General features: G+C 58.3%; 9 protein-coding genes and 1 tRNA gene. 4 read left to right on the forward strand and 6 right to left on the reverse strand.

Features of this window, described 5'->3' with window-relative positions; translation table 11 throughout:
- Positions 1 to 788, forward strand: a 788-nt coding sequence (locus PHAMO_RS16325; RefSeq protein WP_040567700.1) for an IS3 family transposase, incomplete at its 5' end; no start/stop codon positions are given.
- Positions 789 to 1,300: 512 nt separating this feature from the next.
- Here the strand turns inward: PHAMO_RS16325 and PHAMO_RS16330 are convergent.
- Positions 1,301 to 1,375: transfer RNA gene (locus PHAMO_RS16330), tRNA-Val, on the reverse strand.
- Positions 1,376 to 1,746: 371 nt separating this feature from the next.
- Here PHAMO_RS16330 and PHAMO_RS16335 point away from each other — a divergent pair.
- Positions 1,747 to 2,637 (forward strand): N-formylglutamate amidohydrolase, encoded by an 891-nt coding sequence (locus PHAMO_RS16335; protein WP_002730970.1) that lies wholly within the window; start codon positions 1,747 to 1,749, stop codon positions 2,635 to 2,637.
- Positions 2,634 to 3,233, forward strand: a complete 600-nt coding sequence (locus tag PHAMO_RS16340) for a GNAT family N-acetyltransferase (RefSeq protein ID WP_002730971.1) — start codon at positions 2,634 to 2,636, stop codon at positions 3,231 to 3,233. Before PHAMO_RS16335 ends, PHAMO_RS16340 begins: the two co-directional genes overlap by 4 nt.
- A gap of 27 nt (positions 3,234 to 3,260) precedes the next feature.
- Here PHAMO_RS16340 and PHAMO_RS18730 read toward each other — a convergent pair whose 3' ends face one another.
- The 5 genes from PHAMO_RS18730 to PHAMO_RS16365 form a co-directional block, all read right to left on the reverse strand.
- A complete protein-coding gene (locus PHAMO_RS18730; protein WP_002730972.1) occupies positions 3,261 to 5,177 on the reverse strand; it encodes a PAS domain S-box protein in 1,917 nt (638 codons plus the stop codon).
- A gap of 187 nt (positions 5,178 to 5,364) precedes the next feature.
- Positions 5,365 to 6,567, reverse strand: a complete 1,203-nt coding sequence (locus PHAMO_RS16350; protein ID WP_002730975.1) for a pyridoxal phosphate-dependent aminotransferase — start codon at positions 6,565 to 6,567, stop codon at positions 5,365 to 5,367.
- A 164-nt stretch (positions 6,568 to 6,731) separates the two neighbouring features.
- Complete coding sequence (serA, locus tag PHAMO_RS16355; protein WP_002730977.1) at positions 6,732 to 8,309, reverse strand: phosphoglycerate dehydrogenase; 1,578 nt, start codon at positions 8,307 to 8,309, stop codon at positions 6,732 to 6,734.
- A 68-nt stretch (positions 8,310 to 8,377) separates the two neighbouring features.
- The gene (locus PHAMO_RS16360) at positions 8,378 to 9,556 is read right to left on the reverse strand and encodes a phosphoserine transaminase (RefSeq protein ID WP_002730978.1); all 1,179 of its coding nucleotides are present in this window, start codon (positions 9,554 to 9,556) and stop codon (positions 8,378 to 8,380) included.
- Between the two features lie 147 nt (positions 9,557 to 9,703).
- Positions 9,704 to 10,486, reverse strand: coding sequence for an Hpt domain-containing protein (locus PHAMO_RS16365; protein ID WP_002730980.1), 783 nt, complete (start codon positions 10,484 to 10,486; stop codon positions 9,704 to 9,706).
- 189 nt (positions 10,487 to 10,675) lie between these two features.
- On the opposite strand from PHAMO_RS16365, the gene PHAMO_RS16370 reads away from it, so the two are divergent.
- Positions 10,676 to 13,237 carry an EAL domain-containing protein gene (locus PHAMO_RS16370; RefSeq protein ID WP_002730983.1) on the forward strand — a complete coding sequence of 854 codons (2,562 nt, stop codon included), beginning with the start codon at positions 10,676 to 10,678 and terminating at the stop codon, positions 13,235 to 13,237.

Below are 13,237 nucleotides of genomic sequence, written 5' to 3' on the forward strand. Positions count from 1 at the left end.
CTGTGGCGCGACGAGGGATCAGTATTGCGTTGGCGTGCCGGACGTNTGGGCTCAGCGAGACGTGCTATCGCTATAGCCCGAGGCTCTCCGACGAGAACGAGCAGATCGCCGACCTTTTGATCGGGCTGACCCAGGCCAGAAAGACCTGGGGGTTCGGCCTCTGCTTCCTGTATCTGCGCAATATCCAGGGGCATGACTGGAACCACAAACGGGTCTATCGGATTTATCGCGCGTTGGAACTGAACCTGCGCATCAAGCCCCGGAAGCGGCTCAAACGCGACAAGCCCGACGAACTGGTGGTACCAGACGCCCCCAACCAGGTCTGGTCGATGGATTTCATGGCGGATCGTCTGGAGGATGGCAGGGCTTTCCGGCTTCTCAACGTGCTGGATGATTTCAATCGGGAGGGGCTCGGCATTGAAGTCGATTTTTCGCTGCCCGCAGAACGGGTTGTCCGGATGCTGAACCAAATTATCGAATGGCGCGGCAAGCCAGCGACAATTCGGGTCGACAACGGTCCCGAATATATCAGCGGCACGCTGATGAAATGGGCCGAGACGCGCGGCATCGGCCTCCAACACATCCAGCCCGGCAAGCCGCAGCAGAACGCCTATGTCGAGCGTTACAACCGGACGGTCCGGCATGAATGGCTGGGCCAGTTCCTCTTCGAAACCATCGCGGAGGTGCAGGATCAAGCGACAGAATGGCTCTGGACCTACAACAACGACCGCCCCAATATGGGCATCGGCGGCATCACACCCGCCCAGAAACTGAAATTGGCCGCCTGAGTTCTATGTCCAACCCCCGCTAAAAATGGGGGGATTACCAATATAATATGGCGGTTAGGAAAAAAATCGATAAAGAATTTAAGGACGATTCCGATAGGCTAAAGCTTATTTTTAATAAAGACTATACATAGTAATCAATTGCTATGAATATTTATGATTTATTCAATTAGAAATGGCGGATATACTTGATTATTATGAAGCATCTCTCAATGAACGGCGTCTATTTAATACCATTAATATCCCATCTTTTCGTTTCTCCTGAGAAAATTAGAAGGGGTTATGCATTATAGGAGGCTATCCCCCATCCCCCCTATATCCCCCTCTGTTCGTTGCCCTCACAATTCCGTGGCGGTTAGCTCAGCGGGAGAGCTGTGGCGATGCCGAAAGGCAGAGAGCACTACGTTCACACCGTTCACATTGACGGGGAGAATTAGTGTGAATAGGATGATTTTTTGTTGGTGAAAGCAGGCCCTAAAAAGGCGAAAACCCCAAGGTTTCCCTCAGGGTTTTCATGGTGGGCGGTACTGGGATTGAACCAGTGACCCCTACGATGTCAACGTAGTGCTCTCCCGCTGAGCTAACCGCCCGATCCGAAGAATTCCACTCTGATGAGCTTCGCTCTTCATTTTAACTTCTTACCTTACCCTTCGCTTGTTTGCAAGCTTTTTTATTTTGCTTAAGCTTCAGGGTTACTTTTACTTCTTTCTTCATCCCGTCGCCGGGGCCGCTTTCTTACGCTACCTTCCTTCCCGACGCAACAGAAATTTTACTGTACGAAAAGGAAGTTTGCGATCCCGTTGGAAACGGCCCCCAACCGTGGCCGGGGGAGGATCTTTTAGCGTCGTTCCTATCGCTTTGCAAGCGCTTCTGTAGCCTATCTTCGTCACGCGAACCGATGGAAAGCAAACAGGAGGTATGACAGGCGGCCCGTGACCTGATAAACAAGATGGACGAGGCCATGGATACCATCACGATCCCTTTCGTCGCCAGCGACGACGATGTTCTTAGGGTTCTGGCGCCAGAGCGCCAGACCGTGCCGTTGATCTTCTCCTCCCCGCATTCCGGGCGAGGCTATCCCGACGCATTCATAGCTGAGTCCCGGCTTGATCCGCGTGCGTTGCGTCGATCCGAGGATAGCTTCATTGATGAACTGTATGAAGGCGTTGTCGCGCACGGCGCACCTCTGTTGTGCGCTCTGTTTCCTCGGGCCTATTGCGACGTCAACCGCGAATCATGCGAGCTTGACCCCGCGATGTTCACCGGGGCATTGCCCCTTAACGCCAACACCCGTAGCCCCCGCGTCCTGGCTGGGCTTGGGACGATTCCGCGTGTGGTCGCCAGTGGGTCGGAGATTTACGCGCGAAAAATTCCGGTAGCCGAGGCCGAACGCAGAATCGCCGAATGTTATCACCCGTATCACCGCCGTCTTAAGCATTTAGTGGACACAACGAGGACGGCATTCGGTTGGTCCTTGCTAATCGATTGCCACTCGATGCCATCAATAGGAGGGCCGATGGATCGGGATTCCGGCCTGTCGCGAGTCGACGTCGTGCTGGGAGATTGCTACGGCGATTCTTGCGCCGCGCGTTTCACTCATGCTGCCGAGGAGGCATTTCAGGCTCTGGGGTATCGGGTCGTCCGCAATACTCCTTATGCGGGGGGCTATGTTACCCGTGCTTACGGTCGGCCCCGCCAAGCCAGCCACGCTCTTCAGATTGAACTGAACCGAGCGCTGTATATGAACGAGGCCGAGCATCAGCACGGTCCTGAATTCGAACAGGTCCGCGCTGATATCGACCGTGTGGTCGAGGCGCTGGCCACTCTTGCTGCCGAAGGAACGCCGTCATGAGCCCGCCCTCTTCTCCGTTGCCGGTGACGATTCGCGATGCCACCGAAGAAGATATGGCGTCCATTCAGTCAATCTACTCTTTTTACGTTACCAGGACCGCCGCTTCGTTTGAAGAGGTTGTTCCCGATGTAGAAGAAATGAAAAATCGCCGACGGTTCGTGTTGTCGCGTGGTTTGCCTTATCTGGTCGCCGAGGAACATGGAGAGGTGTTGGGCTATACGTATGCTGGTCCATTCCGTCCGCGCTCGGCCTATCGTTTTACCGTCGAAGATTCGATCTATGTTGCTCCGTTCGTAGTGCGGCGTGGGATCGGTGGAACCCTGTTGTCGGCCCTGATCGATCGCTGCACCGCGCTGGGATATCGCCAGATGATTGCAGTGATCGGCGATTCCGCCAATCAAGGGTCAATCGCGGTTCATCGGTCGCGTGGATTTGGGCAAGAGGGAGTGCTGCGCGGCGTCGGGCTGAAATTCGGCCGCTGGGTCGATGCGGTGATCATGCATCGTGTTCTGGACGGTGACGACCGGCCTTTGCCGGACGGCAGCATCGCGCCACCGCTTCCTTCGTCGTGCTTCCACGATGACGGGATACTATAGCCGTCTCGCGGAAAAAGAGGGGAAGGGTTAAGCGGTTGCTGCTGCGGGCATCGTGAAGGTGAAGGTTGACCCGGTTCCATATTCGGATTCGACCACGATGGTCCCCCCCATCCGTTCGACACTTTTCTTGCAGATTGCGAGTCCAATGCCGGTTCCGCCGCCGAAATCCTCGCGGCCATGGAGACGCTGGAACATCCTGAAGATCCGTTCGAATTGATTTTCGGGGATGCCGATGCCGTTGTCGCTGACAGAAACGGCAACCAGATCGCCTTCGGTTCGGCACGAGATTGAAATCTCTGGCGTGCGGTCGGCCGGGCAATATTTGATCGCGTTGGCGATGAGGTTTTGCAGAACCCGAAGGCAATCGTCCTCGTCGGTTTCAGCGATCAAATCGGAGCCAGACGTAGCTATGGTGGTTTTTCTTTCCTCTATTGCCACCTTGAGGTTCGAGAGCGCCTTGTCAATAGCTCGACTGATTTCGAACCGTTTTGAACGTCGCGACACTCGGCCAATCCGCGAGTAATCCAGCAGATCCAGAATGAGATTGTCCATCCGGCGTGCCCCGTCAACGGCGAACGCCATGTAATCCTTGGTTTCCTGGTCGATTTCTGTCCCGATCCGACGCTGGATCATTCCAAGATAAGATGTGACCATTCGCAGAGGTTCGCGCAGGTCGTGGCTGGCGACATAAGCGAATTGTTCTAGTTCGGCATTGATCGCCAATAGTCGGCGTTCGGTTTCCTTGCGGTCGCTGATATCGCTGAACACCGCGACATGGTTGCAAAGGCTGCCATCGCTATCGACAACGTGGCTGATCGTCAGCCAAACCGGAAACGCCTTGCCGCCTTTACGTCGATTCCAGACCTCGCCGCGCCAGACACCGGATGAACTCAGTTCGTTCCACATGTCACGGTAGAACGCCGAATCGTGGCGGCTAGAGACAAACACGCGCGGCGTGCGGCCGATCACATCCTCGGCTGTATAGCCGGTTGTTTCGGTGAAGGCGCGATTGACCGAGACGATGCGCTCTTGCGCATCGGTGATAACAATACCTTCGCCGCTATTCTCGAACACGCTGGCAGCCAAACGCAGGTTTTCCTCGATCTTTTTGCGTTCGGTAATGTTCAGGTGGCTAACGACTGCGCCGCCGATCCCGCCCTCGACCGGGGCGACGTTCATCAGAAACCAGCGGAATTCACGAGGAGAGTGACAGGGATATTCCCAACTGAAAGACCGCGTTTCACCGCGTAGAACCGCTTCCACTCCCCGTGCGACTTCGCCGCCTTCGGTGCCGGAGGGGCAGGCCTTAAGGTAATTATTTCCAACTCCGGTCAGGTCGGGGCGCCCGCCATTCTCGGCGGCAAAGCGTGCCCAGGCAGCGTTGATGAGTTGGATCGTCCCGTTGGAATCGATAACAGCCACCTGATGCGGCAGAGAGTTGATATAGACCTGAAGTCGCTTCTCGGCGGCAGTAAGTCGGGTGACATCGACAAAAGTCAGCACGGCTCCGGCCAGAGCGGAGCGTCCGGTGCGATAGGGGCGAATCCGGACCATCATCATCAATCCGCCGGAACACGGAGCTTCGTGTTCGACCGCAGGCCCTCCCGCCAGGACGGAACGGAGATCGTCGTCGAAGGTGGGATAGTCGAGATTCAGCCTCAGATCGAAGATTCGCTTGCCGATATCGGCTTCGCTCATCGCAATCGACAGGGTGGCGATCGGGGTGAACCGACGGATGCGTCCGGTCAGGTCAAGGAAGATGGTGCCGATGTCGGTTGCTGCGATCAGGTTATCGAGATCGTCGTTGAGGCGGGTCAATTCCTCGACCTTTGCTGTCAATTCTTCATTGACAGCGTGAAGTTCTTCATTGACCGCGTGCAACTCTTCGTTGAGAGATTGCAGTCCTTCGTTGGTAATCGACAGGTCTTCACTCGGGGTGGGCATTGCTGTCTTCCCCCTCCTTGATCCCGGAACAGAAAAAATCCCGTCCTTCTTCCGTACATTACTCGTTCGCACGGAAGGTTCAAGAGGGGTGGCGCAACGCAGGTTCTATTGAATTCTCGTGAGAATTCAAGTCGCCATCAAAAGAAGAGGGGTTGGGATGGCCCAACCCCTCGGACGTGTGTGTGTTCTAACGCAGGCTTTCGCAGAAGCGCTTGATCCGCTCGCATGCCTTGGTCAAAGCTTCGGTCGAAGTGGCGTAGGAAATGCGGAAATGCGGCTCAAGACCAAAAGCCGACCCCGGAACCACAGCGACGCCTTCGCTCTCCAGCAATTCGGAGACGAACTCGCCGTCATTGCCGATCACCTTACCCGACGGAGCGGTCTTGCCGATCGCCCCGGCACAGGACGGGTAGACGTAAAACGCACCTTCCGGGGTACGGCAGGTGATGCCGGGACATTCGTTGAGCAGCTTGACCACCAGATCGCGCCGCGCTTTGAAGATCTCGGCGTTCTTCGGGATGAAGTCCTGAGGGCCGTTCAGGGCTTCTACCGCAGCCGCCTGACTGATCGAAGCGGTGTGACTGACCGACTGGGACTGGATCATGTTGATCGCCTTGATCAGCGGCAGCGGGCCAGCAGCATAGCCGACGCGCCAGCCGGTCATGGCATAAGCCTTCGAGACACCGTTCATCGTCAGGATGCGGTCTTTAAGCTTCGGTTCGACCTGGGCCGGAGTCGTGAATTTGAACCCGTCATAGATCAGGTGTTCATACATGTCGTCCGACATGATCCAGACATGGGGGTGTCTCAGCAGAACATCGGTCAACGCCTTCAGCTCCGCCTGGGAATAGGCGGCACCGGTCGGATTGGAAGGCGAATTCAGGACGAGCCACTTGGTCTTCGGCGTGATCGCCTTTTCCAGGTCGGCAGGCTGAAGCTTGAAGCCGTGCGCTTCCGCACAAGAGACAAACACCGGGACACCGCCGAACATCAGCGTGATGTCGGGATAGCTGACCCAATAAGGGGCAGGGATGATCACTTCATCACCGGGATTGATGGTGGCCATGAAGGCGTTGAAAATCACACCCTTGCCGCCGACGCCTACGGTGATCTGGTCCGGGCTGTAGTCGAGCCCGTTCTCGCGCTTGAACTTCGCGGCGATCGCCTGGCGCAGGTCGAGAGTCCCTGCCGGAGGAGTATATTTGGTTTTTCCGGCAGCCATTGCGGCGGCTGCGGCAGCCTTGATGTGCTCAGGAGTGTCGAAATCGGGTTCGCCCGCTCCCAGGCCGATGACGTCACGGCCGGTGGCCTTCAACTCGGCGGCCTTCTGGGTGACCGCAATGGTCGGAGACGGCTTGATGGCGGACAGCCGGTCAGCGATGAACGACATGGACATAGCCTCGGATATTTGGGGGAAACGCGGGGTGCGAAAGTACGCTCCTAATCGATGGCAGGCAAGCGCAAGCATGCCTGTTGATCGCGTGGCGCAAAGTACATTCGGTCGAACTCCCCCCTCACTCCGCGATGGGCGAAATGAGGGGGGACGTAACGGTCTTAGAAAGCGAGAGCCTTGGCCTGAACCACCTGCGGCAGGGCGCGGACCTTTTCGAGAAGGCTGGCGTCCATCGGCTGATCGACCTGGGTGAGCAGAATCGCATCGCCACCCGGTGCGGCGCGGCCGAGATGGAACGTGGCGATATTGACCCCGTTCTGACCGAGCAGCGACCCCAGAGCGCCGATGAAACCCGGCTTGTCCTGGTTGGTGACATAGAGCATGTAGGGGCCGAGTTCCGCCTCGATCGAGATCCCTTTGATCTCGACAAGCCGGGGCTTGTCGCCGCCGAACAGGGTTCCGGCGACCGAACGCTCGCGCTGATCGGTGGTGACAGTGACGCGGATCAAGGTGTGATAGTCGCCGACGCTATCGGTCTTGACCGTCGATACCTTGATATTGCGATCCTTGGCCACGACGGGAGCGTTGACCATGTTGACCGTCTCGTTCATCGGCTTCAGCAGGCCTTCAAGAACGATCGCAGTCAGCGGCTTGGTGTTAAGGGTGGCGACGTGGCCGATATATTCGATCTTGACGTCGCGGATACCGGTCTCGGTCAACTGCCCGGCGAAGCTGCCCAACTGGTTGGCCAGCGTCATGTAGGGACGCAGCTTCGGAGCGTCTTCCGCCGAGACCGAGGGGATGTTGAGGGCGTTGGTAACCGCGCCGGTCAGCAGATAATCGGCCATCTGTTCGGCGACCTGGAGGGCGACGTTCTCCTGCGCTTCCGAGGTCGAAGCCCCGAGATGCGGAGTGCAGACCACCTTATCGTTGCTGAACAGCAGGTTTTCCTTGGCCGGTTCGACCTTGAAAACGTCAAGGGCAGCACCGGCGACCTGACCAGCCTCAATTGCCGCCTTCAGGTCTTCCTCGACGATCAGGCCGCCACGGGCACAGTTGATGATCCGAACGCCCTTTTTCATCTTCGCGATCGCTTTGGCGTCGATGATGTTGCGGGTGGCTTCGGTCAGGGGCGTGTGCAGGGTGATGAAGTCGGCGCGCGGGAACAGTTCGTCCAGCTCGACCTTTTCGACGTTCAGTTCCTTGGCCCGCTCGGTTGACAGGAACGGATCATAGGCGATCACGCGCATCCGCAGCCCCTGGGCGCGGTCGGCGACGATTGCGCCGATATTACCGCAACCGACGATGCCCAGCACCTTGCCGGTCAGCTCGACGCCCATGAACTTCGACTTTTCCCACTTACCCGCATGGGTGCTGGCGTTCGCCTGGGGAATTTCGCGGGCCAGCGAGAACATCATCGCGATGGCATGTTCGGCGGTGGTGATCGAGTTGCCGAACGGGGTGTTCATTACCACGATGCCGCGCGCGGTGGCGGCGGGAACATCAACATTATCGACGCCGATACCGGCCCGACCCACGACCTTCAAGTTGGTGGCGGCGGCGAGGATCTCGGCAGTGACCTTGGTATTGGAGCGAATGGCGAGGCCGTCATACTGGCCGATCACAGCCTTCAACTCGTCGGGCGACAGGCTGGTGTTGACGTCTACCTCAATGCCGCGATCCTTGAAAATCTGAATGGCGGCAGGGCTCAGCTTGTCGCTGATCAGAACTTTGGGCATGGATGTTCCCCCGATGGAAGGCGGACGCCGCTCCTATTGAAGCGGCGTCCGTGACTGTCTTTGATCTCTTAGGCGACCTTGGGTTCGAACTCGGCCTTGACCTGGGCGAAAGCCCAATCGAGCCAGGGCAGCAACGCCTTGATGTCGGCAGTCTCGACCGTCGCGCCCCCCCAGACGCGCAGACCGGACGGAGCGTCGCGATAGGCGCCGATATCGTAGGCGACCCCTTCCTTATCCAGGATGGAGACGATCTTCTTGGCCGCTGCCGCCTGATCTTCGGCCGAAAGTTTGGCGAAGAACGGAGCCTTGATCGAGATACAGATCGAGGTGCAGGACCGGACCGTGGGATCGGTAGCCAAATTGGCGGCCCAATCCGAGGTGTCGAGCCACGCCTGCAATGCCGCCAGATTGGCTTCGGAGCGGGTGATCAGAGCCTTGAGACCGCCGATCGATTCAGCCCATTTCAGGGCGTCGATCTGGTCTTCGACCGCGATCATCGAGGGCGTGTTGATGGTTTCGCCCTTGAAGATGCCTTCGTTCAGCTTGCCGCCCGAAGTCATGCGGAAGATCTTGGGCAACGGCCACGCCGGCTTATAGGTCACCAGACGTTCGACGGCGCGCGGCGACAGCACCAGCATGCCGTGTGCGCCTTCGCCACCCAGCACCTTCTGCCACGACCAAGTAACGACGTCGAGCTTGTCCCAGGGCATGTCCATTGCGAACACCGCGCTGGTGGCGTCACAGATGGTCAGGCCGGCACGGTCTGACTTGATCCAGTCGCCGTTGGGAACCCGAGCGCCAGCGGTGGTGCCGTTCCAGGTGAACACCACATCACGGTCGAAATCGACCTGAGACAGGTCGGGCAGTTCGCCATAACCAGCCCGCATCACGCGGGTATCGGCCAGCTTGAGCTGCTTGGTGATGTCGGTGATCCAGCCTTCGCCGAAGCTTTCCCAGGCCAGGGCGTCAACGCCACGGGCACCCAGCATGGACCACAGCACCATCTCGACCGCGCCGGTATCCGAAGCGGGCACGATGCCGATGCGGTAATCGGCAGGAATGCCGAGAACGTCGCGGGTGCGATTAATCACCTCTTCAAGCCGCGCCTTGCCGATTTTGGCTCGGTGGGAGCGGCCGAATGGGGTGCCCGCCAATGCCTCGACCGTCCAACCGGGACGCTTGGCACAGGGGCCGGACGAAAAATTAGGATTGTTCGGCCGGACGTCCGGCCGCGGAAAAACGGTCATAGGATGTAACCCTCCCTCGCAGAAGGGACGCGGCCCGGTGGGGGGCCGTGGCCCGCGCGAAGTTTATGTGGGTCTGGGGAAGGCCGTCAATGTCACATTTTTGTCCCATCCCAAGAGGGACGATTCACGTTCCAACCGATCCGGGTGTCAGATCAGGAACAGGCTATCCAGCGCCCGGAACAGGTCGTCGCCGAAACTGGCGCCTTTGAACAGAACGGGGACACGCTTTGGTAGATGCTTTAGCGAATCGTCGTCGGGGTCCAGACTGGTGATCACTGCCAACGGAATGTTGCGGGTCGAGGGCATTGCCGACAGCCCTACCGCGAGGTCGATCCCTTCCAGCGCAGGCATCATCGCCGAAATGATCACCAGATCGGGCTTGGTTTGCACAACGACCGGAAAAGCCTGGAGCGAATCCGGGACAATCGAGACCCGATAGCCGCATTGCTGTAATTCGCGCTCAACATATCGGGTCTGGGTGCCGTGCGGCATCACCAGCAGAACCTCGACCGCACGGATTTCGATATCGGCGAGGTTGAATCCCAGCTTGGGGGGGAGAGCCCGGACCAGGGTGGCTGGATCGCCCTGGTCGGCTCCGGTCCGGCCTTCCGCCAGTTTCAGCATCAGGTCGAAATAGCCTTCTAGATCGCTCCACAGCCGGGGCGGGGTTACCGCAGGAGCGTTGGCCAGATATTCCTCTAGCCGATGGGCTACGGCAGACAGGCGGTGCATCGCGAAATTGGCGGCTTGGCCGCGAAAGGTGACTGCGGCGCGACGGCATTCATTAATGACCGCAGCCAGATCGGCCCGACCGTGGCGGGCTGCATCAAGGGCGACATCAAGTTCGTGCAGGGTTTCTGCCACTTCATCGACGAACTCGCGCCGAAGTTGCTCGACAATTTCCGTCGTTCCGCCAACCGTTTCCGCCATGCCCTTGCGCGCCTCGTTTCCGATGAGATCGAGATCGGTCGGCAGTGTAGTCGCCGTCGGTGACCGTGACCATTGCTTTCGTGCGTCGTCTGCCTTGGGGGTGGGGCAGACCGTTTTTGCCGATGTTGCGCGACGCTCACGCTTCAGCGAAACTGCGCCTAGATTTGGACCATGTGAAGTCCATTCCTGATGGGATGGCTTTTAAAGGTGGATCGGCAATTGCCTTTGGACCAGCCCATCGCGCGCATCGTCCATACGGAGATTCTGAACTGCGCGCCCGAAACGTCTGTGCACGATGCGGCTAGGCGAATGTCGGTGGCCCGATGCAGTTCGATTCTGGTCGTCGAGGCCGGTAGGCCCGTCGGGATATGGACGGAACGGGATTCTCTTTCGGTCGATTTGTCCGACCCGACAGCGCTCACCCGACCGATTTCGGCGGTGATGAGTGCGCCGATCAAGACCATTCATCAGCATGCCACAGTCGGCGATGCTGGAATTCTGTTCCGGCTCGAAGGTGTCCGCCATCTGGTGGTGATCGACGATTCTGGCCGTGCCATCGGAATCGTCAGTCAGACCGATGTCATCATGCGCCATGGTGTCGAACATTTCCTGCTGCTGCGCAGTGTCGGTTCGGCGCTGCGGCGGCCGATGCTGGTGTTGCCCGCGCAGTTGAGCCCGGCCGATGCCGCAGCCCGCCTGAACGAAGCGCATATCGATTATGCGATCGTCGAGGGCGGTGTGGCTGGGCTGGGGATCATCACCGAGCGTGATATCGTTCGCCTGATTGGCGGAACGGTAGAGTTTCCGGCGAGTATCGATGCACTTGCCAGCCGCCCCCTTGTCACTATCAATCGTGACGATACTCTTCTGGCTGCCCGGACCTTGCTGGAAGCGCGCGGCATTCGCCACGTCGGCGTCACGTCGGCGGATGGGCAATTGACGGGTGTTCTATCGTTTTCCGACATTCTGACGATTCTGCAATACGAATACGTTCATCGGCTGCATGAGGCGCTGATCGAGCGTGACGAGTCGTTGTCGCGTGCCCGCCACGACCTGGGTATCGCCCGCAAGGTGATCGACGCCTCGCAGGACGGGGTGATGATCGTCAACGCCTCGTTTCTGGTCGAGTTCGTCAATCCTGCCTTCACCCATCTGACTGGCTATGCTCCCGAAGAGATCATTGGCCACAACCCCAGGATGCTGAGGTCGGGGCGGCAGGACGAGGCATTTTATCGAGATCTTTACGATTCTCTGGCCCGTTTCGATCACTGGCAAGGCGAGATCTGGAACCGGCGCAAGAATGGCGAGGTTTTTCCCGAGTGGCTAACGATTAACGTCATCCGCGACGAAGACGGTGATGTTTCGCAATATGCCGCGATCTTCAGCGATATCAGCGAACGCAAGCGTACCGAAGAGCGGATCAAAAATCTGGCTTACTTCGATGTTCTGACCGGCTTGCCCAACCGCAGGTTGTTCACCGACCGGCTTCAACTTGCTCAGGCCAATGCCAGTCGTCACGGCCATTTTCTGGCCGTGATGTTTCTTGATCTCGATCTGTTCAAACGGATCAACGATTCTCTGGGGCACGGGGTCGGCGATCAGGTTCTGATCGAGACGGCGGGTCGCCTTAGTCGCTGCCTGCGCGAGGGAGACTCGGTGGCGCGGTTGGGAGGTGACGAATTCACCATCCTGTTGCCGCAGATCGAACAGATCGAGATTGCGGCCCGTCTCGCCGATCGGTTGCTGGCTCAGGTCAAGCATCCGATCGTCATTGACGATCATGAATTGTACATTACCGCCTCGATCGGCATTGCCGTATTTCCCGATAACGGACCTGGGGTCGAGGCTCTGATCAAGAACGCCGACACGGCGATGTATCGGGCCAAGGATCTCGGTCGTAACTGCTTCCAGCTTTATTCTCCGGCGATGAACGCCCGGTCGTTTGAGCGGCTTAGTATGGAAGCGGCGTTGCGTCACGCGCTGGTTCGTAACGAGTTTCGACTGGCCTATCAGGTCAAGGTCGATCTGATCAGCGGTCGGATGTCTGGGGTCGAGGCGCTGATTCGCTGGCACCATCGTGAGATGGGGCCGATCCCGCCCGCCGACTTCATCCCCTTGGCCGAGAATATGGGGGTGATTTCCGACATCGGCGAATGGGTGCTGCGCGAAGCCTGCCGTCAATGCCGTCACTGGCTTGACCTCGGTTTGCCGCCGGTGCGGATCGCCGTCAATGTTTCCGCTCTGCAATTCCACGAGACCGATATTCCCGATGTGGTCGGGCGCGCGCTGCGCGATACCGGACTCCCGCCGCAGTTCCTTGAGCTGGAATTGACGGAATCTGTCCTGATGCAACGTGTCGATGAGGTTGCCGTTGTATTGCGCGATCTCCGGACCATGGGGGTGCGGATTTCGATCGACGATTTCGGGACCGGCTATTCAAGCCTCAGCTATCTGAAGAAGATGCCGATCGACGCGCTGAAGATTGATCGCTCGTTCGTTAACGATATTTTTGGCGAGAACGGCAGCGTGGCCGAAGAGGGGGCTTCGATCGTTTCAACCATCATCAATCTCGCCCATAATCTGCGGTTAAAGGCGATCGCGGAAGGGGTCGAGACCGTCGCCCAGGCCGATTTCCTGCGCGCTCGTGGCTGTGATGAGGTTCAGGGCTTTCTCATCAGCCGTCCGGTCTCCGGCGAGGATCTGATCAGTCTGTTCGACCGCAATCTTCTTCCCGCCGGAGCCGAGATGTGA

The sequence above is a fragment of the Magnetospirillum molischianum DSM 120 genome (genome assembly GCF_000294655.1).
GTDB classification, from domain to species: Bacteria; Pseudomonadota; Alphaproteobacteria; order Rhodospirillales; family Magnetospirillaceae; genus Phaeospirillum; species Phaeospirillum molischianum.

Bases quoted from the DNA above. Each gene is read 5' to 3' on its own strand.
- PHAMO_RS16335 (WP_002730970.1), top strand. From the start codon at position 1,747: ATGGATACCATCACGATCCCTTTCGTCGCCAGCGACGACGATGTTCTT.
- PHAMO_RS16340 (WP_002730971.1), top strand. From the start codon at position 2,634: ATGAGCCCGCCCTCTTCTCCGTTGCCGGTGACGATTCGCGATGCCACC.
- PHAMO_RS18730 (WP_002730972.1), bottom strand. From the start codon at position 5,177: ATGCCCACCCCGAGTGAAGACCTGTCGATTACCAACGAAGGACTGCAA.
- PHAMO_RS16350 (WP_002730975.1), bottom strand. From the start codon at position 6,567: ATGTCGTTCATCGCTGACCGGCTGTCCGCCATCAAGCCGTCTCCGACC.
- serA (WP_002730977.1), bottom strand. From the start codon at position 8,309: ATGCCCAAAGTTCTGATCAGCGACAAGCTGAGCCCTGCCGCCATTCAG.
- PHAMO_RS16360 (WP_002730978.1), bottom strand. From the start codon at position 9,556: ATGACCGTTTTTCCGCGGCCGGACGTCCGGCCGAACAATCCTAATTTT.
- PHAMO_RS16365 (WP_002730980.1), bottom strand. From the start codon at position 10,486: ATGGCGGAAACGGTTGGCGGAACGACGGAAATTGTCGAGCAACTTCGG.
- PHAMO_RS16370 (WP_002730983.1), top strand. From the start codon at position 10,676: ATGGGATGGCTTTTAAAGGTGGATCGGCAATTGCCTTTGGACCAGCCC.